This window comes from Corynebacterium tuscaniense (genome assembly GCF_008693065.1).
GTDB classification, from domain to species: domain Bacteria; phylum Actinomycetota; class Actinomycetes; order Mycobacteriales; family Mycobacteriaceae; genus Corynebacterium; species Corynebacterium tuscaniense.
The window spans coordinates 50,814-73,612 of sequence record NZ_VXKH01000001.1 but is presented as its reverse complement, the minus strand read 5'-3'; the positions used below and the strand labels follow the sequence as shown (position 1 = coordinate 73,612).

Here is a 22,799-nt window from a genome sequence, read left to right as displayed (position 1 = left end):
TTTTACTTAGTGTGGAGTTCATGAGTTCCACCGAGCGCTTTGAAGTATGGGCACCGCGTGCACATGACGTCCAACTTGTCGTGGACAGTGCCCACCATCCGATGAAGCGAGCCAAGAAAAGAGGTTGGTGGGTCTCCGAAATCACCAAGGAACCGGGCCAGCGTTACGGCTATCTCCTTCACGATGGGAACGACTGGGCCGGCCCTTTTCCGGACCCGCGCACGCGCCGCCAGCCGGATGGTGTGCATGGGTTATCGGAAGTCTTCGGCACGGACTTCCCGTGGACTGATCAAGGGTGGACACCGAAAAAGCTCCAAGGCCAGGTGATCTATGAGCTTCACGTGGGTACGTTTACGCCGGAGGGGACGTTTGCGGGGGTCGTCGATAAGCTTGCTTATCTCGCTGACCTCGGTGTGACCGCCATCGAGCTCATGCCCGTGCAACCTTTCGGCGGGGAGCGAAATTGGGGCTATGACGGCGTGGATTGGTTCGCTGTCCACGAAGGTTACGGTGGACCACACGAACTGAAGAAACTTGTTGACACTGCACATGCCCACAACATCAGCGTCTTCCTCGACGTCGTATACAACCACTTTGGCCCCGACGGCAACTACAACGGGCATTTCGGCCCGTACACCTCGATGGGCTCGACTGGTTGGGGCGATGTGGTCAATCTTTCCGGCGCACATTCAGATGAGGTCCGCCAGTACGTCCTCGATGCGGTGCGCCAGTGGCTCGAAGAATTCCACGTGGACGGTCTGCGCCTCGATGCGGTGCACTCCTATGATGACCGCGCAGCGTACTCCATCATGGAAGAGATCAACTTGATCGCGGATGAGACGGGTGCCATCATCATCGCTGAATCCGATCTGAATGATCCCCGCATCATCAGTGACTATGAGCACGGTGGATATGGGCTCGACGCACAGTGGCTTGACGACGTCCACCATGCCCTCCACACCCTCATCACCGGCGAAAACAACGCTTACTACGCAGATTTCGGCAGCCTAGACATTCTCGCTGACACCCTGCGCAACGGCTATCGCTTCCGCCGCACCTACTCGTCTTTCCGTGAACGAACCCATGGGAAAGAATTAGACCTCACCCGCATCCCCCCGTGGAAACTGATCACCTACACCACCACGCACGACCAGGTGGGCAACCGCGCAAAAGGTGATCGTCCGTCCCAGAACCTGACACCTGCACAACATGCTCTGAAAGCTGCGGTGATCTTCTTCTCCCCTTTCACCCCCATGATTTTCATGGGGGAAGAGACCTACGCACAGACCCCATTCCCTTTCTTCGTGTCTCACACCGATGAACGTCTGCTGCGCCTGACCAATGAGGGTCGCGCCCACGAATTCGCCCGCTACGGCTGGGACTTAGACGCCGTGCCCGAGCCAGCCGATCCCGCCACATTCGATTCCGCGAAGCTCAACTGGGATTTCGGGGACGATTCTGCACAGATGCTCTCTGCCTACAAGAAGCTGTTGTCACTCCGCAAAGACTTCAACCTTGCCCGTGATGATCTCCGTGAATTGCAGGTAGAGCACGGGGCAGGTTGGCTCACGATGGGTTATGACGATGTCGTGCTCGCCGCAAATTTCTCCGGCGAACCCGTCACCGTGCCCGTCGGCGGCGAGCTTGTTTACTCCTTCACACAGCCGAAAACTACAAACACCTCAACCGTGCTGGATCCCTGGGGTTTTGCGGTGATTAGCCGATAACGATGTAGTCATACTCCGGAGTACCCGGCATGAGCCGCTCACAGTCAAAGGAAGCATCCTCCATACGCTGCAGCAACGGCTCCAAGTCCGTTGCACGCGCCAATTCCAGGCCAACGAGCGCCGCACCGGTTTCGCGGTTGTTCTTCTTCAGGTACTCGAAGAGTGCAATATCATCGTCCGGGCCCAGGACATCGTTGAGGAAACGGCGCAGCTGGCCCGGCTCCTGCGCAAAGTTGACCAGGAAGTAGTGCTTCAGACCGCGGTGGACCAGGGAACGCTCCATAATCTCGGCGTAGCGCAGCACGTCATTATTACCGCCGGAGACCACGCACACCACGGTGCTGCCCGGCGCGAGGTTCACCTCAGCCAGACCTGCCACCGACAACGCACCGGCGGGCTCCGCGATGATGCCTTCGTTTTGATACAAGTCCAGCATGTTCGTGCACACCGCACCTTCATCCACGTCAGTGAGATGAATCCGGCCCTGGTTCTGTTCCACGATCTCGTAGTTAATATCACCAACGCGCTTCACGGCGGCACCATCAACGAAAGGGTCCACGTCCTTCAGCGTGACCGGCTCCCCCGCTTTCATCGCCGCCGCCATCGACGCCGCTCCGGCCGGTTCCAGTCCCACAATGGCAGTGCGTGGCGACATATCAGCCAAGTAAGAAGCGCTACCGGCGATGAGCCCGCCACCGCCGACAGGCACCAGAATGTTGTCTAGCGACTTCCCCAGCGCCGAAAGCTGCGTCACTACCTCTGCTGCCACGGTGCCCTGTCCAATCACAGTGTTACGCGCATTGAACGGCTCCACCATGGTGGCACCGCGTGCGAGAGCATCCTCGTGGGCTGCTTCTGCTGCCTCGTCAAAGTTGTTGCCGGTCAATACAAGCTCAACCGAATCCCCACCGTGCACCAAAATCCGGTCACGCTTCTGCTTCGGCGTGCGCTTCGGCACAAAGATCTTGCCGTCAATCCCCATCGAGCGGCATGCGTACGCCACACCCTGCGCGTGGTTACCAGCTGATGCTGCGACGACACCGGCTGCCTTTTCGTCTGCGGAAAGCTTGGAAATGTTGTAATATGCACCGCGAATCTTGTACGACCGCACATCCTGAAGATCTTCACGCTTCAGATACACCTCCACGCCATACTGCTGCGAAAGCCGCGGGCAGTACTGCAGCGGAGTCGGAGCAATAATGCGGGAAATATCCGCCTGTGCTGCTTGGATATCGGCTGCGTGGACGGGTGCGAAAGTCATAGGCCCATATCTTAGCCCCCTTTATCTCTTGGTTTTACCCCGGCAAGGACGTACACTTTTCGCGGTTAGAAATCTCAAGAAGGAGCCCCCGTGAAGAAGACCCTCATCGCCGCCGCGCTCGCGGCCACCACCGCTTTCTCTGTCACTCCCGCCGCCTTGGCAGAAACCACTGCGGAGGTGAAGGAAAGCCAGGAAACCCGAGACACAAAGGACAATAACGAGCTTGATCCCACCAAGGACCGGTGGGATACGAACGGCGCTTCCAGCGACCCGGCTCCAGACGGGGGATTTCCCGAGAACTCTTCTACCCTGAACCGCGTTGGTGCCTACATGCAGAGCAACCACTTCAAGATGCTCTCTTTGATCGTTGCTACTGTCGCAGCGGCCATTACCATGCTGGCCAAGGTTGGGGAGATTGTTCTCCTGCTCAACCCTGACCTGCGGGCTCGACTCGGCGGGAAATAAAGTTAGCCCAACACCCCAGCGCCCATCGCGGCCTTCAGGTCGCCCATGAGGCTGCCGGACCGCTCCACCCTGAGGTGATCGCCCAGAATCATCAGTTGGGAGTGGTCCCCATTCACCAGGTTCAGGTAAACATCCGAATCACCCGGATTGTTTGTCAGGACCTGTTTTAATTTCTGGATGTTGTCCATCGTGCACTGTTCCGTGCGCAGCGTCAGTCGCAATGGCAGACCAGCACCATTGCCTGGCCCCAGCTCCGGCACCTTCACGTCATCGCCGAAGAGACTCATGCGCTCATCACGGATGGAAACATGCGCTTTGACCAGGATGATGTTGTCCTCCACGATCTGCGGGGCAACGAGCGCGTACACCTTATTGAACAACAGCACCTCGACCTGGGCGCCGTGGTGATCCTCCAGTGTGACAATGGCCCACGGCGAGCCGTCCTTCTTAGAGAACCTCCGGTCCACCGCCGAAATAATGCCGCCAATGGTGACCTCATCACCATGGCGCATCCCACCTTCGAGAATCTTCGGCAGTGGCGTATCCGTCTGTGCCGCAATCGCTTCTTCGAATCCGTCCAGCGGGTGCCCGGACACATAAAGACCCAACATTTCACGTTCGAGCGCCAGCTTGTGCTTCTTTTCCCACTCATCGTCGGGAACCTCGATGGAGAATGCGGCCGCCGCTTCCGCGTCGCCAAGCGATGCGAAGAGATCAAACTGCCCCTTATCCGCAGCCTTCTTCGTGGTCAGCACTGAATCCACCGCATCGTCAGACACAAGCATGAGGCCCTTGCGCGGGTGCCCCAAAGAGTCGAACGCACCTGCCTTGATCAAAGACTCCGTGATGCGCTTGTTGCACGGCAGAAGATCAATCTTGTCCAGGTAATCGGAGAAGGATGTGAAATCGCCCTTCGTTCGACGGGTCTCCCGGATCGATTCCACAACTTCCACGCCCACGTTGCGCACAGCAGCCAACCCGTAACGGATGTCCTTGTCCACAGCGAGGAAGTTCTCCTCCGACTCATTAATGTCCGGTGGCAACACGGAAATGCCCAGGTGGCGGCAATCCGCAAGGTAGATCGCCGACTTGTCCTTCTTATCGCCTACCGACGTCAACAGGGCCGCCATATATTCAGCCGCATAATTCGCCTTCAGGTAGGCAGTCCAATAAGACACCAGCGCATAACCTGCAGCGTGCGACTTGTTAAACGCGTAGGATGCAAACGGCTCAATCGTTCCCCACAACGCATCCACTGCACCCTTGGAATAGCCGTTGCTGAACATGCCTTCGGAGAACTTCTCATACTCCTTAGCCAACACCTCAGGCTTCTTCTTACCCATGGCCTTACGGAAGCCATCAGCTTCACCAGCGGTGTAGTTAGCCACCTTCTGGGAGATGTTCATGATCTGCTCTTGGTAGACAATCAGACCATACGTCTCATCCAGAATCTCCCGCAGTGGCTCTTCCAGCTCCGGGTGAATCGGGGTAATTGGCTTGCGCCCGTTCTTACGGTCCGCATAATCCCAGTGCGCATTCACCCCCATCGGCCCCGGACGATACAGCGCCAGCGAAGCCACGATGTCATTGAAACCCGTTGGCTTCATACGCTTCAGCAGCTCCTGCATGCCTCCGGAGTCCAGCTGGAACACGCCCAACGTGTCACCGCGCGACAACAACTCGTAGACCGCCTCATCATCCGTATCCAGCGTGTCTAAATGAACATGTTCACCACGGTTCTTCTGAATATTCTCAATGGCGTCACCCAGCACAGTCAGGTTGCGCAGACCCAAGAAATCCATCTTCAGCAAACCGATGGCCTCACATGCCGGGTAATCCCACCCAGTGATCAACGCACCATCAGCGGGACGCTTCCACATCGGAATATGGTCCATGAGTGGCACAGACGCCATGATCACCGCACAGGCGTGGACACCCGCCTGACGGACCACACCTTCAAGCCCGCGCGCCGTTTCATAGATCTTGGCCACATCCGGGTCCGTCTCAATCATGGAACGCACCTCGGCTGCTTCCGAGTACCGCTCATGCTCCGGGTCCATGATGCCGGCCAGCGGAATATCCTTTGCCATGATCGCCGGCGGCAACGCTGCATTGATACGGTCCGCCATTTGGAAGCCCGGCTGACCAAAGTTCACCTTCGCTGCGTCCTTGATCGCCTGCTTCGTCTTCACCGTGCCGAAGGTGATCACCTGGGCGATTTTGTCCTCGCCCCAGTTTTCAGCAGCGTAAGTGATCATCTCGCCGCGGCGCCGATCATCAAAGTCAATATCAATATCCGGCGCGGAAGGACGCTCCGGGTTCAAAAATCGCTCGAAGAGCAGACCATGCTCAATCGGATCAATATTCGTGATGGTCAGCGCATACGCCACCAGCGAACCTGCTGCCGAACCACGCCCCGGACCAACCCGAATACCAATAGAACGCGCATGCTTAATCAGCTCGGCGACGATGAGAAAGTAGGACGGATACCCCTTCATGTCAATGACATCAATCTCATAATCCGCGCGTTTGAGGTACTCCTCCGGCACCGTGCCACCGTCAAAACGCTCCTGCAGACCACGGTGCACTTCCTTGCGCAGCCACGTCGTCGGAGTCTCCCCCTCCGGCACAGTTGCCAGCGGCATACGGTCATGCGGGTGCTCTTCCCACAACTCGCCGTAATCCCCCACACGTTCCGCAATCCACAGCGTGTTATCGCAGGCATCCGGAACCATGTCATCCCACACCTCACGCATCTGCTGCGCGGTCTTGATGTAGTAACCAGTGCCATCAAACTTGAAACGGTCCGGGTCCAACAGAGTCTTACCAGTCTGCACACACAACATTGCCTCGTGTGCCGGCGCCTGCGATTCAAGGACGTAGTGGCAGTCATTCGTCACCAACGGCGGCAACTCCAACGCCTGGCCGATGCGCAGCAAATCATCACGCACACGACGCTCAATGTGCAGGCCATGGTCCATTAACTCAAGGAAGTAATTGTCCTTACCGTAGATGTCCTGCCACATCGCGGCTGCTTCAAGCGCCTGGTCATACTGCCCAAGACGCAAACGCGTCTGCACATCACCAGAGGGACAACCAGTTGTGGCAATGATGCCGTCCGCATGTTCCGCGATCAGCTCCGCATCCATGCGTGGCCACTTACCCAACTGGCCCTCATACGACGCAAGAGAGCTCAACCGGAACAAATTGCGCAGGCCCGTCACATTCTCCGCCAACATCGTCTGGTGCAAGTACGCACCCGAAGCGGAGACATCATCGCTCTTCTGGTCAGGGGTGCCCCACAACACACGCTTCTTGTTAAAACGTGACTCCGGGGCCATATACGCCTCAATACCAATGATCGGCTTGATACCAGCCTCCGTCATACGGCGGTAAAAGGCATTCGAACCAAACATGTTTCCGTGGTCCGTCATACCCACGGCAGGCATGCCCTGGCGGTCCACTTCTTCCGCCAACAAATCCACCTTTGCCATGCCGTCAAGCATGGAAAACTCGGTGTGGTTATGCAGGTGGACGAAGGAGGAATTCTTGGCCATAGCTGCTTAGTCTAGCCCGTTTGCCTACTCGTACCTCAGCGCGTCAATAGGCTGCATCTTTGCCGCCTTATTCGCCGGATAAGCACCAAAGAACACACCAATCGCCATAGAGAACAACAACGCGAACAAAACTGCGCCAATGGGCGGAAAAGCGACTGGGCCGTAAGACTCACCATCGATCATTCCGATGAAGCCACTAGCGAAGATGCCTATGCCCCCGCCAAGCACCACGCCGATGACACCACCCAGCAAACCAACCATGACTGCCTCAACGATGAACTGAGTCCGGATATCGCGCTGCGTTGCACCAAGGGCCTTACGCACACCGATCTCACGCGTGCGCTCCGTCACCGTGATCAACATAATGTTCATCACGCCAATACCGCCGACGAGCAGTGAGATACCCGCGATGGCGGCGAGCACCGTACTGATGATCCCGAAGATGCTCGTGAAGGCAGCTAATTCCGCCTGCATATCAATGACTTCAACCTGAGCTTCGTCGTTATGCGCATACCAGCGATCAAGATACGTTTGCAGCTCCTCCCGGAACGCCGCCGGGTCCTCATCACCGCGAGTCATCACAACAAAGTTGAAGACATTCTCGATCTTCTGGCCCACCCGGTCAGACACGCTGACAGGAATGTACATCTGTCCGAATGCAGTCTGCTGGCCAAAATCATCCGCACTCTTCTGCTCACCTTCAGCGACGCCAATAATGGTGAATACACCGGTAGATGCACCTGTGACATCAATGCGTTCACCAATGGCAGAGGCGGCATCACCGCCAAAGAATGCGTCAACAAGCTCCTGCGACACAACCGCAACTGGGCGCTGTGTGGCAATGTCCTGCTCGGTAATAGCGCGCCCGTAAGAGAGCTCCACGTTGCGGACCTTCATCGAATCCGCCAACACCGGAATCACATCAACAATGGCTGTCTTATCCCCGTAGGTTGTCTCCGCGGAGAGCGTTTCCTGAATATCCACGCCCTCAACACGTGGCCCGAAATGATCCTTGATCTCTTGGAGTTGCTCCAAAGAGACCATGTCTTGCTCATCCGTGACCGGCATATTAAAGCCACCGGAAAACGTATCTTCTTGCTGTTCGGACTCTTCCGGCTTCTCCGTGATCAGCACGATGTGCTGCGACGCCCCGATGTCTTCCAGGCCACTGAGAACCTGATTCTGGAGGCCACGCCCCAACGTCATGATGATGATCACGGCCATGATGCCGATGATGATGCCCAGAAGCGTCAGCACCGAACGCATCTTGTTCGTGCGCAAGCTGCCCACGGCGAGGTTGATTGATTCACGCAATTCCATCTAGCGCCCACCTCCCGCATGCACATCGACGATTCGGCCGTCCTTCATCTCCACAATCCGCCGTGTTTCTTGTGCAAGGTCCGGGTTGTGAGTGATGAACACGATGGCCTTGCCGTACTCCTCATTGAGCTGATGGAACAGATCCATCACCATGCGGCCCGTCCTCGAATCCAACGCCCCCGTCGGTTCATCCGCCAGCAACAAATCCGGATCATTCGCAAGGCTGCGTGCAATCGCCACACGTTGCTTCTGGCCACCAGAAAGCTCGTTCGGCGCATGTGAGATTCGGTCCCCCATCCCGACCATCTCCAGAAGCTCGGCGGCACGCTCCTCGCGTTCTTGCTTACCGACGCCCGCGTACATCATCGGCATCGCCACATTCTGCAACGCATTAATGCGCCCAACCAGGTTGAAGTTCTGGAAAATAAACCCGATATTTTGCGAGCGGTACGACGCCAACTCATTGTCATTTTTGATGAAAATATCCTCACCATTGAACGCGTAACCGCCGTGGGTGGGCTTATCCAACATCCCGATCAGGTTCATTAGCGTCGACTTACCGCAGCCCGAAGGCCCCACGATGGACACGAACTCACCGTGCTTGGTATCAAAATCGATCCCATGCAGCACCGTCAGCTCAGTGTCTTTGCCCTGGTTGTAGGTCTTGACGATTCCTCGCATGCACACCAGTTGATCTGGATCAATCTCGACCAGCTCTGGCGTCATACCGTGAACAGAACTGCTCACTGTCTAGTCCTTCTTATCGTTCTTGTCCTGGCCAAAAGACTCATCGGCGATCTGGACTGTCTCACCAACCTTGTCCTTGTAATCATCAGGCCAGGCAACAACCATGTCGCCTTCCTTCAGATCACCACCAGTCACGGCGATGTCCGTGTCATTCTTCACACCAGTTTTCACCGTGCGTTCCTCTACCGTCGCCGTCGAGTCCTCCTCAGGCACAAGCACCAGCACCTTGCCGTCCCCATAGACCGCGTCGCGCGGAATGCTCAACCCATCCTTAGTTTCATCCGTGATGATCTCCGCACGCGCCGAACCACCCAAGCGCAGGTCATTCATGTCCCCGACAACTTCAATCTCCACTGGGAACAAAATGCCGGAGTCCTTCGACTGTCCCTGTCCCTGCCCCTGCTGCATGGCACGTGCCGCTGGGTCTGATTCCTCTGCCATCGGCGCAATTTTGCGCACGCGACCCTCAATTTTCTTATCCCCAGTCACGGGGGTGGTGAACTCAACCCGGTTGCCTTCCTTCACCCTGGCCACGTCAGTCTCACGCACATTCGCCTTGACCAGCAAGCGCGAAGCATCCGCAATAGTCAACAAAGCACCAGCAGCTGGGGCACCTTCTTGCGCCTCGATCTTGGTGACAACACCGTCCATCGGCGCAAAAATCTCACGTTCTTCCATCTGGTACTCAAGAGTGCTCGTATCCTCTCCCATCCCAGGTGGAATACCCTGCTGTGTACCCAGCTGCTCTTCGACAGCGGCCTGAGCTTCATTCTGGCCTTCCACACGCCCTTGTTCATGCGCTTCAACGAGGGCCTGTTCAATCTCCTCCCGGCTCGGACCTGGAGCAGGGGCGGGTGCCGGTGGTGGTGGCGGCGGAGCCCCCTGTGGGAAGATGGAACTAATGCTGTCATGAATGGCCTCACCGGCGTCCTGAACTGCACGTTCGACTTGGCCTGCAGCAGCTGTCATCGTGATCGGCTCACCGGAAGCATTCAGCTGACGCTCGATGGAAGACGTATCCATTGTCACCAGCAGCTGCCCCTGTTTGACACGGTCCCCTACCTGCACATGCACGGTCCCCACCGGAACTGTCAGAGTGCTGGAAATCGCGGCAGTACGTACCGGCTCTACAGTGCCATCAACGACGATGCTGTCCACTACATTTTCACGTGCTGCCACCGCGTAATCGCCCGCTGAAACAGCATCGTTAGCACCCTTCTCACCCGCACCACAAGCGGTGGTGAAAAACAGAGACGTTGCCATGGCCAATGAGACCCCAGCCCGACGTGCCCACATGGTGTGTTGAGATGACAAAATGATTCTCCACTTTCAGGGGATGAGAACAAACTTACTGAAGACACTTTACACACCACCAAACTTAAGATGGAAGGCTCATTCGGCGCTCCATGCTCAGGTCTTGCACCGTGGGCCGATCATCCAATGGGTCCTGTGGAGGTTCGAAATCAGGGTCTGGTGTAGTTGGCGGTGGTGTTGGGTGGAAGGGGAAAACCAATTTGTATTCCGCTTCTAAAGACTCGAGCGAATTCACGCATGCCTCATAGTCCCGATTTTCTTCATACCGGTCCATGATCGTGTGCGCTAGGGCAAAGAACCTTGTTGCATGCCGCCTTAGCTTCAACAGCCCGCGCAATGTTGTCTTCCACTGCGGGTTCTCAGCCAGCACCTGTCTTTGAATGAACCCTTCACGCTCCGACTTCATGTACGTCCCGTCGGGCAAAAGCCACACCACTTCCCCAGTCACCGGATCTGGCAAGTAGTACGCACGTTTATCGGTTTTTATATTGTGATGTCGCTGACACAGACAATAGAGATTGCCCACCTTCGTCCGACCGCCCTCGCGGTAAGAAATTCGGTGATCCATTTGGCAGCTCTCCGCAGGGACATGGCAGCCTGGCCAGACGCAAGTACCGTCACGCCACCGAACCTTTGCTTTGATGTCATCCGGTGCCACATATCCAGCTACAGCACGGTTAAGGTCCTTGCTGTCCAAGTCCACGACCGTGCCATTCGCGTCCGCCATGAAGTGAAACATCGCGGTTCCCGGTGCCGTGGTCCAGCCGAACGAGGGGATATATACCGAGGTGGTGCGATCAATCAAGCCATCAGCATTCTTCGGCGCGTAGCCATAGACCACTACTTTGGCGGCAGGAGCCACATCTCCGGTAAGCAGCTTCACCGTTGCATCCGCCAGGCTCAGTTTGTGTTCACGCGCTGTTTCTTCGACGAATGCGCGGATAGAAGCCATTGTTGCGCAATCCCCAACAACGTTCAGGCGAGCGCTGCCAACATCTTCGTTTTCCGCGCTGAATGAGACCTTGCAGCGCCCCGGCGGTACATCTTCACTCTGCTCGCGGACTCTTTTCTTCTTTGAGCAGTAATCAACATTCGGATCACAGGCTGCCAGAAGCTTCTTCATTCGGTTCTTGATCATCCACGGCGTGGGCAATTGCTGATTCTCCGTGGAGGGACTAAACAGTCCTGCCAGCAGCTCATCAAAAGCAGCGAGCATCTCATCCGTGATGTCGTTGCCCAACCGCGCAAGCTGGTTATCAATGGTGATTAAGCGGGACAGATCGAGGCGCTGTGTCCTTCTTTGAAGGTCCCGCAACATCGGTAGCTCTTGAAGCCGCATGTAGGCACACATTGCATTTTCAATCGCCTTTTTCCCCATCCCTGTGACGGCACTCAGCTTGGCTATCTCCACGTGAATGTCATCACTGGAACCCGCGAAATCCTGTCCGTCTTCGGCGTAGAGCCCAAATAGTCCGAACTGACACTGGCGCAGCAGCGAGGCATATTCCGCATTTTCATTATTCGGACACTCGGTGGCAAAGTATGCAGGTTCTTGCTCCGGTTGGGTGTCCTCCCCGTTCTCTATGATCTTTTCCAATCGCTTTCGCCCATCTGAAGCTGACACGATCTCACCCCCTTCGATACTTCAATTTCCTAGGCACAACAATACCAGAACATATTTTCGATCCGCAAGGGCAAATTCAAACTATTTACAAATAATACTGACTACTTGTTCGAATAGACACGAATACCGAAAGTGCCCCACACAGCATCGGGCGGGAGGACGTCGATGATTGCGATGCGGGGGTCTCTCACAAGCGAACGCAAGACGTCCCCCTCTTCCCAGACCACAACGGCGATGAGTGGCTCAGTGCCGAAAACTTGAGTACGGTCCGGCATCTCCCCCACGGTGATCGGAGGCGCATCCGCGACGATGATCTGGTTCACACGGCGCACATCCCGTAACAAGGTCGCCGCATCAGCCGGCGCGAGAGGCGAAGAAAAGGTGACCAGTGCGAAAGCAGGTTCATTCGCTTCCGCAAGGGAGTCTTGGGATCGCTGTGCATATTCCATCGCGGACTCATTATTGTCAGGGCCAAGCTGATCCCCCATGAGATTCGGATCAATCCCCGTGGTCAGACCCAACATGTAGATGCCGGCAAGGCACGCGAGGCAGCCAAGGGCAGCGAGTACGCGTTTCATCCGCGGAGCACATCCACCGCATGTTGAAGGTCCGCTGGATAAGGTGACTCAACCTCCATCCATGTGCCTTTGCCCGGATGAATAAATCCGAGCTTCGTCGCGTGCAACCACTGGCGGTTCAAAACAAGTCGCGCGCTCAAATTGGGATCGGAGCCATACATCGGATCGCCCACGCACGGGTGCCCCACTGAAGACATGTGCACGCGAATCTGGTGCGTGCGTCCCGTTTCCAGCTGAATCTCTAGCAAGCTCGCCTCACGGAAAGCCTCCAACACCTCGTAATGCGTGACGGAATGGCGGCCATCCGACGTCACGGCGAACTTCCACCCAGACGAAGGGTGACGGCCAATCGGCGCATCAATCGTGCCCACGATCGGATCCGGAAGCCCCTGCACAACCGCGTGGTAGGTCTTATCCACGGTGCGTTCCTTGAACGCGCGCTTCAGTACTGAATAGCCCGGGATGGAATTAGCCACCACCATCACGCCAGACGTGCCCACGTCAAGGCGCTGCACAATGCCTTTGCGCTCAGGTGGCCCCGCATCAGGCAGCTGAAAGCCCATCGCATACAGCCCGCCCACAACAGTCGGCCCTTCCCATCCCAAGGTCGGGTGCGCAGCAACGCCGACTGGCTTATCGACGACGATGACATCCGCATCTTCATACAAAATGGTCAGCCCCTCCACCAATTCCTCCTTTGGCATCGGTGGCGCTTTCGGCTCCGGCAGGGTCACCTCCAAGGTTTGGCCGGTGGAAAGGCGGGTGGATTTGGGGGCCAAGGAGCCGTCGATAAGCACTTCGAGCTCCGCGGCGACCGTACGTGAAACTCCGAATGCTTTGGCAACGGCGGCATCAACGCGCATGCCGTCGAGGCCTTCAGGCACGACAAGTGACCTGTACTTGCTCATTTCTTCCCCGCAAAGAACAGCGAGATGATGAACACGATCACCCCGACATTGATAGCCATATCTGCAAAATTGAACACTGCGAAGGAGCCAATAGAGATGTAATCCACCACATGCCCGAACCAGAAGCCTGGATCACGGAAAAGTCGGTCAATGAGGTTCCCCAAAGCACCACCGGCAATGAGGGCAAGACCGACGAGCTCCCATCGAGTTTTCAAGCGTGGCGCCGCAATGAGCGCACCCACCACAAAAACAAGCTGAATGGTGGTGAACAGCCACGTGGAATTACTGCCAAGGGAGAAAGCAGCACCCGGATTGAACACGAGAAGAAGCCGGAACCAGTCCCCGATCAGGTAGAAAGGTTCTCCTGGCGTCAGTGAAGACACCATGATCTGCTTGAGAATCTGATCGATGATTCCCACGGCGACCATGATGAGGGCCAGATGCGTGCGCTTATGAGTTAGGGAGGTCATTGGCCCCTAACCTTAGTCGGCGGTAGGTTCAAGGAGTGAGTTTGCGTAGAATCACCGCCACTCTTCTTGTGGCCAGTGCCTTGGTTGTCTCCGGTTGTTCCAGAACTGATCCGATTGAGGAGATCCCTGATTTTGCCGTGGACACACCTGACGTGAAGCTCATTTCCGCAGGTGAAGGCGATAAAGAGCAGCTGGTCTATTCATTTTCCCCACAAGAATCGGAGATCACTGTGTCCTACGCCGCGCACCAGGGCGCTGTGGCAACAGACAAGGTGAGCGTGGAGGCTCCCGCCGGAGGCGACGTCGAGCAAGTAACCCTGCCATTATCTGTTGCTGTGGTGGACGGAAACGTCGCTGAGTTCACCGTGGGTGAGCCGAAGCATTCCAACCTGGACACCGGCACTGAGGCGTTGACCGCTGAAGGTTTCCGCATGCGCTGGACCACCGATGTGCAGGGACAGATCGAGGACATCAAACTGTTGCCCCCAGAAGGCAGTTCCGATGAGGGGCGCGCAGTCATTGAGCGCGCGCTGCTGCAGATCATTTCCACTAACCCGGTGTTCCCCGTGGAGCCGGTGGGCGTGGGAGCAACATGGTCGGTGGAAACGCGGACGTTGGGTGAGACGAACATGCGCCGCACAACCACCTACTCGTTGACCTCCCGCGATGGGAATACCGTCACGCTGGATGTTCAGGTCCAGGAGGAACCCGCGAAGAAGACTCTGAATCTGGATGGTGAGGATAACCTGACTGCTGAAGAATGGTCCACCACATCACAAGGGACGATCACGGTAGATCTGAACAAACTTCTTCCCATCGCCGGCGAGAACGCGGCCACCACCCGCACTGTTTACGCTGGACCTAACCCTGATTTCAAGGTGGTCCAAGACATGACCACCGCAACGACGTACAAGAAGTGATCTCACATGCGGCACACCCACATCGGTTTAGACGGAGTTTCCTTTAGTTATCCGGATGGACACCGCGTCCTCACCGACGTTTCTTTTGCGGTCCCCGCCGGATCAGTGACGGGTCTCATCGGTGAGAACGGCGCCGGCAAGTCCACTCTGTTGTCACTCATCAGCGGTGATCTGAAACCAACAGCCGGCACGATCATTACCCCAGAGTTGACCGGATTCATCGCGCAAGAAACGTCGCTGCCATTCAGTGCTCCTGCACAGTCGCTTATCGACGAATCCGTGCACGAACTCCGCGGCGTCGAACGCGCCATCACCGAACTGTCGGGAATGATGGCAGAGGATCCGGACAAGTACTCGGATCAATTCGATGCGGCTCTCGCCCGCGCGGAGAATTCCGGTGTGTGGGAACTCGATGCCCGCATTGCTGCTGTGTTGGCTGGCCTTGGTCTTGCCAATGTTGAGTTGAGCACTCCCCTGGGCGAGATGTCTGGTGGTCAGCGCCGCCGCTTCGCGCTTGCAGCGCTGCTGCTGCGCCCCGTGGATGCGATGGTGTTGGACGAGCCCACGAACCACCTCGATGATGAGGCCGTGGACTTCCTCATTGAAGAATTGCGCGCTTTCAAGGGTCCGGTTCTGGCAGCATCCCACGACCGCTTCTTCTTGGATAGCGCCTGCGATGGGCTGGTTGACCTCGACCCCGGTCTGGGTGCGGAGGGCGGCTTCGGTGAAGAAACCCGCCAGGGTGCGCGTTTCTCCGGTTCCTTCTCCGATTACCTGGTCGCCCGCGAGGCCCGACGCGCACGGTGGGCTACCGACTATGCCGCGCAGGAACACGAACGCGCCCGGCTGGAGAAAGCCGCCGCGATTACGGACGAAGACGTGTTCCACTCCTTCGAGAACAAGACCGAAACTCGCAAGGCAGCCAAGTTCTATGCCGATCGCGCGGCCAAGACCATCGGTGGCCGCCGCAAGTCCGCGGAGAACCGCCTCGAAGCGCTCGAGCGCCGTGAGATTCCTGCACCTCCGAAACGGTTGCGCTTCCAGGGCCTGCCATCCCACACTGCTACCTCTCTCGGTGTGCCCGCGGTAGTGACGAAGGATCTCGCGGTTGAAGATCGGTTAGCACCGCTGACCATCAAGGTGCAGCCTGGCCAGCAGCTCCTCGTGGAGGGACCGAATGGCGCTGGCAAGTCCACACTGCTGAAAATCCTGGACGGTGAGCTCACCGACTATTCCGGCGAACTCCACATGCCGGAAGAGATGACGGTGGCACGCCTCGAGCAGGATGACACCTGGACGGACCCCTCGGTGACGGCGCTGGATATGCTCCCGGAGATCGTCGAGATGGGCCTCATGACACAGGAGCAAGCAGAACAACCGCTGCAGGACCTCTCCCTCGGCCAACGTCGCCGCGTCTCCTTGGGGTTGATCTTGTCCTCCCCGCCGGATTTGCTGCTTCTCGACGAGCCCACGAACCACCTCTCCCTCGCCCTTGCCGAAGAGCTTGAGGAAGCACTGTTGGACTTCGAAGGCACCGTCATCATCACGTCCCACGACCGGTGGGTGCGCCGCCAATGGCGCAGGCGTATCGCTGAAAAAGATCAACGCGCCACGATCCTCACTCTGTCCACGCTGTGGACGGACGAGGTGTGGCGCGAGGAAACCTAAAGGACTAAAGGGCGGGTGCCTGTTCCGGTGCTGGAGCAGGTGCCTGGTCCTCGATCTGTACTTCTTCCGGTGCCTGTTCCGGTGCCTGTGCCCCACACATGGCAGGGACCTGGTCAGGAGCAACGGTGTTGTGGATGAGGGTGCATGCCCAGGACTGGGACAGCTTCCAGGTTCCATCCTCGTAAACGAAGGACACGTTCTCCGCGGTAGTCGGGCCCTGATCCGGCTGGGTGAAGTTCACTGCGGCGAGCACCTCAGTCGGGGTGTACCCCGGCAGGATAGGCTCCACAACCTGGAAATCAGCGCCAGATTCATGCTTTGCCTGTGTCATCACATCGAAGATTTCAACCGCGTTCTCACCGCCCTGAACGGTGCGAGTGCGTTCCTCCATCGGCAGGTTTGGGTCAGTGGCTCGAGCAAGGATCTCATTCAGTTCGGCTGCAGTAGGCGTCTCCGCAGCCGGTGCTTGCTCGGCACCACTACTCGCTGTGGTTGCGGTGGCTTCTTCCTTCCCTGAATCGTCGTTCGAGCATGCCGCGAGAGTCACTGCGGCACCGAAGGCGGTCACGATGGCTACAAATTTGCTTGTTTTCACCGTTTTCACGTTACCGGTTTGGTCACGTGGGTCCAACTGACGCGCCTGTGGCACTCTTGGGAATATGGTGCAAGATTCAGTAATTTCCACTGGTGGGACGATTGCCTGTACACGCGACAGTGAGGGCGGATTAACCCCCACCCTTTCCGCGGCGGACTTGGTGGAGTGCGCGGGTCTTTCGGGGGTTTCGGCGCGTGACATCACTGCGCTCGATTCATCGGCGATGACATTCGCGGATATTGACGCAGTGGTTGAGGCCGTACAAGAGGAACTGGTAGACCATTCAGGGGTTGTGGTGACGCATGGAACAGATTCACTGGTAGATACCGCATTTGCGCTTGATCTCTTCTTCGAACGCCCCATAGTGATCACTGGTGCGATGCGGCCAGCGGATCACGAGGAACCAGATGGGTTTGAGAACCTGAGAACTGCAGTGCAATCGTTGACCCCCGGCGCACACGTGGTTTTTGCCGGGAAGGTTTTGTCTGCCCGCGGACTGATTAAGGCTCATACGGGAGCGTTGAATCCGTTTGTTGCTACCGGTGATGCTCCGACATACCCGTACCATCTTCCGCCGGTGTCATTGGCGGGGATGAACGTGCCCATCATCACCTGTTATCCCGGCGCGCCGGCGAGCATTCTCGATGGGGTTGAGGGGGCTGACGGCATCGTCATCGAAGGCCTTGGAGCTGGCAATGTCTCCACCGAGGTGGGCGAAGCGCTGGCAGATCTGTCGCTTCCCGTAGTCATGTCGACTTCCGTGCCCTTCGGCAAGGTAGATTTTGCCTACGGTGGTCCCGGAGGAGGAAACACCCTGGGGAAGTTCGGGGTGATTCCCTCCGGTTGGTTGCGCGCGGGTCAGGCCCGCATCGCTTTGGCGGTTGCGTTGCAGGCTGGGGTCCATCCAGCGGAGATTATCGGCGCTTGAACAGTAGTGCTCCGGCACCAATCAGGGCGATCACTCCAAGAACACCAGCGATCCACCATGTCTTGGTGTCGTTGCTTTCCTCCACCATGTCTGATTCCGGCTGTTGGATAATGTTGTCAATCCACTCGTATTGTGCTGCTACCGGGGCAACGGCTACCTTCGGATTACTCAGCAGTTCCTCCTCAGACGGGTTGTCTGGATCACTGAACAGTCCTGCAGACATCACAGCCGAGACGCGACCGTCCTGGAAAATTGGTCCGCCAGAGTCACCCGGCTGGATGCGGGCTTCATCCGCAAGGTCGACGACGGCGGCATTGGGGGCGTCGAAAAGCGCGGGCGCTTCATCGCTTGTCTTGGAGGTACCTTCTGCGATGGGTAGTTGAGTGGACCCGCCAGAACCATCGGAGGACCAACCGTAGAGGGTCACGTCACCGTCAGCGAGGGTTTCCTTGGACACCTCGGCGTAGTAGTCCAGCTGCATGTCCTGGACGGTGTGGACCAGGCCGATATCACCAATCGGCGCCTTCTCCCAACGGTCCACCTCGTAGACACGCTGGTCTTCGCCCTGCAGAGTGCGGACGCTGCCTCCGGCCTTATCAAACATTTCCATGCAGTGACGCGCGGTGAGCACCCAGTGCGGGGCGACGGCGGTACCGGTGCAGGTGCCGTCTTCTGGCTCATCGTCTTGCATACGCAGCGAGACAACAGTGTTGGCTTCAGCGGTGTTGCCGGCCATGTCTTTGCTCTCCATAGCAAGAGCAAGAGTTGGGTTGAGCAGGCTAGCCGTTGCTACGAGCGCTGCTGTGCGTGCGAGTTTCATAATTCTCCTTAGCGGTTTTAGTAATGTTCGCGACCACGGTTTCAAGCGGGCCGCGTTTAAAGAAGTGCTTCCACACCACAGCGATGACCGCTGCCGCCACCACCGTGACTACGAAAGACAAGTACTCCGAAGTCACAATGTGAAGGCAGTACAAGGTGAGCGTCATCGAACCCATCGGTTGAAGCACCAGGGATGCTGGGATGGCGGAGTACAGCAGACGGCACATACCGACCACTGCTGCCGACATTCCAATTGAGCCAACAACATCAACAACCCCACCCGTATGACCATTGGCATCAAGCCAGAACGGCAGCACAACATTCATGCGGAGGTACAGATCCGCAATTGCCAAGATCACTCCGACAACAACAGCGCCGCCGAATGACTTGATCCGGTTAAACAGCATGCCGGCAACCATGAGGGCAACCCACATGGCGAGTGGATAGGGCGCGCCGAAGATTCCTCCCAGCTGGCTCGTTGTCGCGCTGAGAGCAATAGCGGCAATGCCCACTGCAGCCAGACGTGGCGTGCTCCAGGAAGGAATGAAAGCGAGAAGCATCATTGAAAGGCCCAGCGGAAGTAGGACCACCTCGATGGTTCCGGCGAAAGGGACCAGCACAAAGTGAAGAAAGATGAGGATGAGCCCGCGCACCAAAAAAGTAACCGGGTGCGGTCGCATCAAGCCCATAGATATTCCTGCGAGGAACGCAAACAGCGCCGCCGGAAACCCGTAGAGCAACTGCCCCGCCATGCCCAAGGTGTTCGCACCAGTCACTGTCAGGTGCGCCGCCACCATGGCAATGAGGGCAATTGCGCGTGCCACATCAATTCCTACTATCCGCATGCTTCGCACGTTACGGAGGGCGATGTTGCGAGAGCGTTAAGATCATTTTTCATGTCCCCTCATGTACTCATCGTTGAAGACGAGGTCTATCTCGCCGACGCGTTGCACACCGCTCTGACCAGGGAAGGAATGCATGCGGAGGTGCTTTACGACGGCTCCGCGGCCGTGGAAAAGCTTGAAAGTTCCGGCGGCGGCATCGACGTCGTGGTGCTGGACCGCGACCTACCGGGCATGCACGGTGATGAAATCTGCGCGCGCATTGTTAGTGATTATCCCCACATCCGTGTGCTCATGTTGACGGCGTCTGGCACCCTCGATGATCGTTTGAGTGGGTTTAACTTAGGGGCGGACGATTATTTGCCGAAGCCGTTTGAGTTACCGGAACTCATCGCCCGCGTGGCTGCACTGGGAAGGCGCAGTTCCCCGAAGCGTGATTCTGTTCTCGTGTCCGGGGACGTGCGGATGGATACCGTGCGGCGGCGCGTCATGCGAGGAGATACAGAGATTGCTCTCAGCCCGAAGGAATTCGCAGTTCTGGAAGTACTCATGGAAGCAGGTGGAGCAGTGCTGTCCGCCGAGGACTTGTTGGAGCAAGCCTGGGATGAGAATGCGGATCCGTTTACAAACTCTCCGCGCGTGACCATTTCTTACCTGCGCAAAAAGCTTGGCGCACCACAGGTGATTTTTACTCGACCTGGTGAGGGGTACTACGTCCCATGAGTCTGCGCTCCCGCATCACAGCAATGTTCGTAGCCACGACGGCATCGGTGGGCCTGGCACTCATCGCGCTAGTGTACGGTTACTTGAAATTAACGCCGGTCCCCTTCCGCGCGGAGTTCCCGGACTCCGCAGTAATCGACGGCGCAGTTCCGGTGACCAGCGAGATTCTGCGCGCCATGTTAACTGCCTCACTGGTGAGTTTGCTGGTGCTGACCATTCTGGCCGGTGTCATCGGATGGTTCGTAGCCGGGTGGGTGATCACGCCGCTGTCCTCGATTGCCTCCACTGCCCGCAAAGTGACCGCGGGCGATATGAAGGAGCGCACCGGATACTCCGGCGCGGCCGATGAGCTCGGGGATGTGTCAAAGGCGTTGGACACCATGCTAGATACTCTGGCTGATTCCATCACCGCGCAGAAGCGTTTCTCCGCGAATGCCTCACACGAACTGAAAACCCCGATCTCCACTATTCAAACCATCGCGGATGTGGCTTTGGCAGGCCAGGACGAGTCCGAACTGCGTGAAGCTTTGGTACGAATCCGTGAGGTCAATGCCGGTAATGCCAAAACAGTGAACGCACTGCTTGATCTTGCCCGCGCGGAAATGCCCACTGTTGATGCGATTGATTTTGGTGCAATTTGCCGTGACTGCGGGATCGAAGCGGAAGCAGTCACCGTCACGGGAGATCCTATTTTGTTACAGCACGCAGTATCGAACCTCGTGCGCAATGCGCACACTCACGGGGAGTATGTCGCGGGTGCGCTGAATGTGCGTAACGGGCAGGCCACCGTGACGGTGGAAAGTTCCGGGCCGGTGTTGACGGAAGATGAAGTAGCCACGTTTGTAGAGCCTTTTACCGGATCTGGTCACGGCTTGGGTCTCACGTTGACAGACAGTATTGCCACCTCACACGGCGGGAGGCTGGAGCTTGCGCCACGAGAAGCTGGAGGGCTAGTCGCGCGTTTTATCATTCCAGCCAGTCGTCCCACGCCAACGAGTCAATCGGGTCGCCTGGTTTAAGGTCTGGGTCGTCCGCACGGAGGTTAACCACTTTGCCAGGGCCTGTCGCGCGAGTTTCAAACCGTACGGTGACAAATCCGTGACCGGTGCCCTGTATCCAACCATGGCCGTACTCCGGGTGCGTGACGTCCTGGGTGGCACGCCAACTTGATTCGGTGTGTGTCGGTTCAGGTATCGGCGTGGCTAGCTCAGCAAGATCAGAAACGCCGGTTTCTTCAGGAATCACCTGGTGTGGCGTGATCTCCTGGTCTAATTCCGGGAAAAGCGTGTCCTGCATGATGGCTTCTAGGCCGGAGAAACTTACTCCCACTAGACGGATAGGGCCAACCTCGTCAGGGTACCGCGCGATTTTGAAGGCGACAGCGGTCAAGGTGTCTGCATCGTCTGTCGCATACGGCAACGTCATTGAGCGGGATTCAATGCGAAAGTCAGCTAATTTGAGTTTGACGGTGACGGTGCGGGCCCCGCGGCCGTCGATAAGCAACCTGCGATGCGACTCACTCGCAGCACGTCTGATAGCGGCCTCGACTTCCGCTGTAGTGGTCAAATCAGTCGGGTACGTGTGCTCCGCCGAGATTTGCTTGGCTTCTGCGCGTGGCGCGACGGGCCGATCATCAGTGCCGCGGGCGAGCTGCCAGAGTTGCTTGGCCACGACACCCCCGAGCGCAATATCCACTTCTTTCTCCGTAAGGCGCGCGAAATCCCCAATGGTTTCTACCCCGGCGTTGGTGAGTTTCGCGCCAGTGACGGGGCCGACTCCCCACAGTTCATTGACGGGAAGGGGTTGGAGAATTTCTGTCTGACTGTTGCGCGGAATGATGAAAACACCGTCGGGTTTAGCCAGCCCAGAGGCAATCTTCGCGTATTGCTTGCCTGTGCCCGCCCCGATCGAACTGGGCAGGCCTGTTTCTTCCCGGATCTCCTCGCGGAGAAGGTTCGCCCACTGCTCAACATCATCCGGGGCGGCGCCTTGGAGATGAGCGGGCTCCATAAACGCCTCATCGATGGAGAGCTGCTCGAGCACATCAACGTGGCGGGCAATGATCTCGAACACCCGGCGCGACGCCGTGGAATACACGGCGCGACGTGGAGCAACGAGGACGGCTTTAGAGCCGACGAGACGTACCGCACGGTATGTCGGCATGGCGGAACGAGCACCGTATTTGCGTGCCTCATAGGAAGCGCCGGCGACCACTCCCCTGCCCGTCACACCAGCAACGAGCACGGGGCGGCCTTTAAGAGTCGGCCGGGTGAGCTGCTCGCAGGACGCGTAGAACGCGTCCATGTCAATGTGCAACACCCAGCGAGACATTC

General features: G+C 57.5%; 20 protein-coding genes. 7 read left to right on the top strand and 13 right to left on the bottom strand.

Annotated features, from left to right (window positions below):
- Positions 1 to 20 precede the first annotated feature (20 nt).
- Positions 21 to 1,727, top strand: a complete 1,707-nt coding sequence (treZ, locus tag F4V54_RS00340; RefSeq protein WP_150385866.1) for a malto-oligosyltrehalose trehalohydrolase — start codon at positions 21 to 23, stop codon at positions 1,725 to 1,727.
- Here the strand turns inward: treZ and ilvA are convergent.
- Entirely contained in the window at positions 1,717 to 2,988 is a 1,272-nt protein-coding gene (gene ilvA, locus F4V54_RS00335; RefSeq protein ID WP_150385865.1) for a threonine ammonia-lyase IlvA, read from the bottom strand. The genes treZ and ilvA overlap by 11 nt on opposite strands.
- A 90-nt stretch (positions 2,989 to 3,078) precedes the next feature.
- Between ilvA and F4V54_RS00330 the strand changes: the two genes are divergently transcribed.
- Complete coding sequence (locus F4V54_RS00330) at positions 3,079 to 3,453, top strand: hypothetical protein (RefSeq protein ID WP_034661798.1); 375 nt, start codon at positions 3,079 to 3,081, stop codon at positions 3,451 to 3,453.
- 2 nt (positions 3,454 to 3,455) lie between these two features.
- On the opposite strand, the gene dnaE is transcribed toward F4V54_RS00330, so the two are convergent.
- The 8 genes from dnaE to lspA all read right to left on the bottom strand — a co-directional run bounded on the left by dnaE (position 3,456) and on the right by lspA (position 13,971).
- Positions 3,456 to 7,010, bottom strand: coding sequence for a DNA polymerase III subunit alpha (gene dnaE / locus F4V54_RS00325; RefSeq protein WP_034661801.1), 3,555 nt, complete (start codon positions 7,008 to 7,010; stop codon positions 3,456 to 3,458).
- A 24-nt stretch (positions 7,011 to 7,034) separates the two neighbouring features.
- Entirely contained in the window at positions 7,035 to 8,330 is a 1,296-nt protein-coding gene (locus F4V54_RS00320) for an ABC transporter permease (protein ID WP_034661804.1), read from the bottom strand.
- The gene (locus F4V54_RS00315; RefSeq protein WP_052092478.1) at positions 8,331 to 9,056 is read right to left on the bottom strand and encodes an ABC transporter ATP-binding protein; all 726 of its coding nucleotides are present in this window, start codon (positions 9,054 to 9,056) and stop codon (positions 8,331 to 8,333) included. It abuts the gene before it with no gap.
- A gap of 24 nt (positions 9,057 to 9,080) precedes the next feature.
- Positions 9,081 to 10,340: an efflux RND transporter periplasmic adaptor subunit gene (locus F4V54_RS00310; protein WP_170253077.1), complete on the bottom strand. Its 1,260-nt coding sequence runs from the start codon at positions 10,338 to 10,340 to the stop codon at positions 9,081 to 9,083.
- A 115-nt stretch (positions 10,341 to 10,455) separates the two neighbouring features.
- A complete protein-coding gene (locus F4V54_RS00305) occupies positions 10,456 to 12,015 on the bottom strand; it encodes an HNH endonuclease signature motif containing protein (protein ID WP_150385863.1) in 1,560 nt (519 codons plus the stop codon).
- Between the two features lie 101 nt (positions 12,016 to 12,116).
- A complete protein-coding gene (locus F4V54_RS00300; protein ID WP_052092483.1) occupies positions 12,117 to 12,593 on the bottom strand; it encodes a hypothetical protein in 477 nt (158 codons plus the stop codon).
- Positions 12,590 to 13,501 carry an RluA family pseudouridine synthase gene (locus F4V54_RS00295; protein WP_150385862.1) on the bottom strand — a complete coding sequence of 304 codons (912 nt, stop codon included), beginning with the start codon at positions 13,499 to 13,501 and terminating at the stop codon, positions 12,590 to 12,592. Before F4V54_RS00295 ends, F4V54_RS00300 begins: the two co-directional genes overlap by 4 nt.
- The gene (gene lspA, locus F4V54_RS00290) at positions 13,498 to 13,971 is read right to left on the bottom strand and encodes a signal peptidase II (RefSeq protein ID WP_150385861.1); all 474 of its coding nucleotides are present in this window, start codon (positions 13,969 to 13,971) and stop codon (positions 13,498 to 13,500) included. Before lspA ends, F4V54_RS00295 begins: the two co-directional genes overlap by 4 nt.
- Before the next feature lie 41 nt (positions 13,972 to 14,012).
- On the opposite strand from lspA, the gene F4V54_RS00285 reads away from it, so the two are divergent.
- Both F4V54_RS00285 and F4V54_RS00280 read left to right on the top strand, forming a co-directional pair.
- The gene (locus tag F4V54_RS00285) at positions 14,013 to 14,891 is read left to right on the top strand and encodes a DUF6263 family protein (protein WP_150385860.1); all 879 of its coding nucleotides are present in this window, start codon (positions 14,013 to 14,015) and stop codon (positions 14,889 to 14,891) included.
- 6 nt (positions 14,892 to 14,897) lie between these two features.
- Positions 14,898 to 16,559, top strand: coding sequence for an ATP-binding cassette domain-containing protein (locus F4V54_RS00280; RefSeq protein ID WP_150385859.1), 1,662 nt, complete (start codon positions 14,898 to 14,900; stop codon positions 16,557 to 16,559).
- A gap of 4 nt (positions 16,560 to 16,563) precedes the next feature.
- On the opposite strand, the gene F4V54_RS00275 is transcribed toward F4V54_RS00280, so the two are convergent.
- A complete protein-coding gene (locus tag F4V54_RS00275; RefSeq protein ID WP_034662030.1) occupies positions 16,564 to 17,154 on the bottom strand; it encodes a WKL family lipoprotein in 591 nt (196 codons plus the stop codon).
- A 64-nt stretch (positions 17,155 to 17,218) separates the two neighbouring features.
- Between F4V54_RS00275 and F4V54_RS00270 the strand changes: the two genes are divergently transcribed.
- Positions 17,219 to 18,082 carry an asparaginase gene (locus tag F4V54_RS00270; RefSeq protein WP_034661815.1) on the top strand — a complete coding sequence of 288 codons (864 nt, stop codon included), beginning with the start codon at positions 17,219 to 17,221 and terminating at the stop codon, positions 18,080 to 18,082.
- On the opposite strand, the gene F4V54_RS00265 is transcribed toward F4V54_RS00270, so the two are convergent.
- Positions 18,069 to 18,902 carry a trypsin-like serine protease gene (locus F4V54_RS00265; protein ID WP_102723877.1) on the bottom strand — a complete coding sequence of 278 codons (834 nt, stop codon included), beginning with the start codon at positions 18,900 to 18,902 and terminating at the stop codon, positions 18,069 to 18,071. The genes F4V54_RS00270 and F4V54_RS00265 overlap by 14 nt on opposite strands.
- Positions 18,862 to 19,746: an acetyltransferase domain-containing protein gene (locus F4V54_RS00260; protein ID WP_150385858.1), complete on the bottom strand. Its 885-nt coding sequence runs from the start codon at positions 19,744 to 19,746 to the stop codon at positions 18,862 to 18,864. Before F4V54_RS00260 ends, F4V54_RS00265 begins: the two co-directional genes overlap by 41 nt.
- Positions 19,747 to 19,797: 51 nt before the next feature.
- On the opposite strand from F4V54_RS00260, the gene F4V54_RS00255 reads away from it, so the two are divergent.
- Both F4V54_RS00255 and F4V54_RS00250 read left to right on the top strand, forming a co-directional pair.
- Complete coding sequence (locus tag F4V54_RS00255) at positions 19,798 to 20,466, top strand: response regulator transcription factor (RefSeq protein WP_150385857.1); 669 nt, start codon at positions 19,798 to 19,800, stop codon at positions 20,464 to 20,466.
- Positions 20,463 to 21,485, top strand: a complete 1,023-nt coding sequence (locus F4V54_RS00250) for a sensor histidine kinase (RefSeq protein ID WP_150385856.1) — start codon at positions 20,463 to 20,465, stop codon at positions 21,483 to 21,485. Before F4V54_RS00255 ends, F4V54_RS00250 begins: the two co-directional genes overlap by 4 nt.
- Here the strand turns inward: F4V54_RS00250 and F4V54_RS00245 are convergent.
- Positions 21,433 to 22,797 (bottom strand): DNA polymerase IV, encoded by a 1,365-nt coding sequence (locus F4V54_RS00245; protein WP_150385855.1) that lies wholly within the window; start codon positions 22,795 to 22,797, stop codon positions 21,433 to 21,435. The two genes, F4V54_RS00250 and F4V54_RS00245, sit on opposite strands and share 53 nt — an antisense overlap.
- Positions 22,798 to 22,799: the final 2 nt, after the last annotated feature.

Coding starts and splice junctions, on each gene's coding strand:
- treZ (WP_150385866.1), top strand. CDS start 21: ATGAGTTCCACCGAGCGCTTTGAAGTATGGGCACCGCGTGCACATGAC.
- ilvA (WP_150385865.1), bottom strand. CDS start 2,988: ATGACTTTCGCACCCGTCCACGCAGCCGATATCCAAGCAGCACAGGCG.
- dnaE (WP_034661801.1), bottom strand. CDS start 7,010: ATGGCCAAGAATTCCTCCTTCGTCCACCTGCATAACCACACCGAGTTT.
- F4V54_RS00320 (WP_034661804.1), bottom strand. CDS start 8,330: ATGGAATTGCGTGAATCAATCAACCTCGCCGTGGGCAGCTTGCGCACG.
- F4V54_RS00315 (WP_052092478.1), bottom strand. CDS start 9,056: ATGACGCCAGAGCTGGTCGAGATTGATCCAGATCAACTGGTGTGCATG.
- F4V54_RS00310 (WP_170253077.1), bottom strand. CDS start 10,340: ATGGCAACGTCTCTGTTTTTCACCACCGCTTGTGGTGCGGGTGAGAAG.
- F4V54_RS00300 (WP_052092483.1), bottom strand. CDS start 12,593: ATGAAACGCGTACTCGCTGCCCTTGGCTGCCTCGCGTGCCTTGCCGGC.
- F4V54_RS00295 (WP_150385862.1), bottom strand. CDS start 13,501: ATGAGCAAGTACAGGTCACTTGTCGTGCCTGAAGGCCTCGACGGCATG.
- lspA (WP_150385861.1), bottom strand. CDS start 13,971: ATGACCTCCCTAACTCATAAGCGCACGCATCTGGCCCTCATCATGGTC.
- F4V54_RS00280 (WP_150385859.1), top strand. CDS start 14,898: ATGCGGCACACCCACATCGGTTTAGACGGAGTTTCCTTTAGTTATCCG.
- F4V54_RS00270 (WP_034661815.1), top strand. CDS start 17,219: ATGGTGCAAGATTCAGTAATTTCCACTGGTGGGACGATTGCCTGTACA.
- F4V54_RS00265 (WP_102723877.1), bottom strand. CDS start 18,902: ATGAAACTCGCACGCACAGCAGCGCTCGTAGCAACGGCTAGCCTGCTC.
- F4V54_RS00260 (WP_150385858.1), bottom strand. CDS start 19,746: ATGCGGATAGTAGGAATTGATGTGGCACGCGCAATTGCCCTCATTGCC.
- F4V54_RS00255 (WP_150385857.1), top strand. CDS start 19,798: ATGTCCCCTCATGTACTCATCGTTGAAGACGAGGTCTATCTCGCCGAC.
- F4V54_RS00250 (WP_150385856.1), top strand. CDS start 20,463: ATGAGTCTGCGCTCCCGCATCACAGCAATGTTCGTAGCCACGACGGCA.
- F4V54_RS00245 (WP_150385855.1), bottom strand. CDS start 22,797: ATGTCTCGCTGGGTGTTGCACATTGACATGGACGCGTTCTACGCGTCC.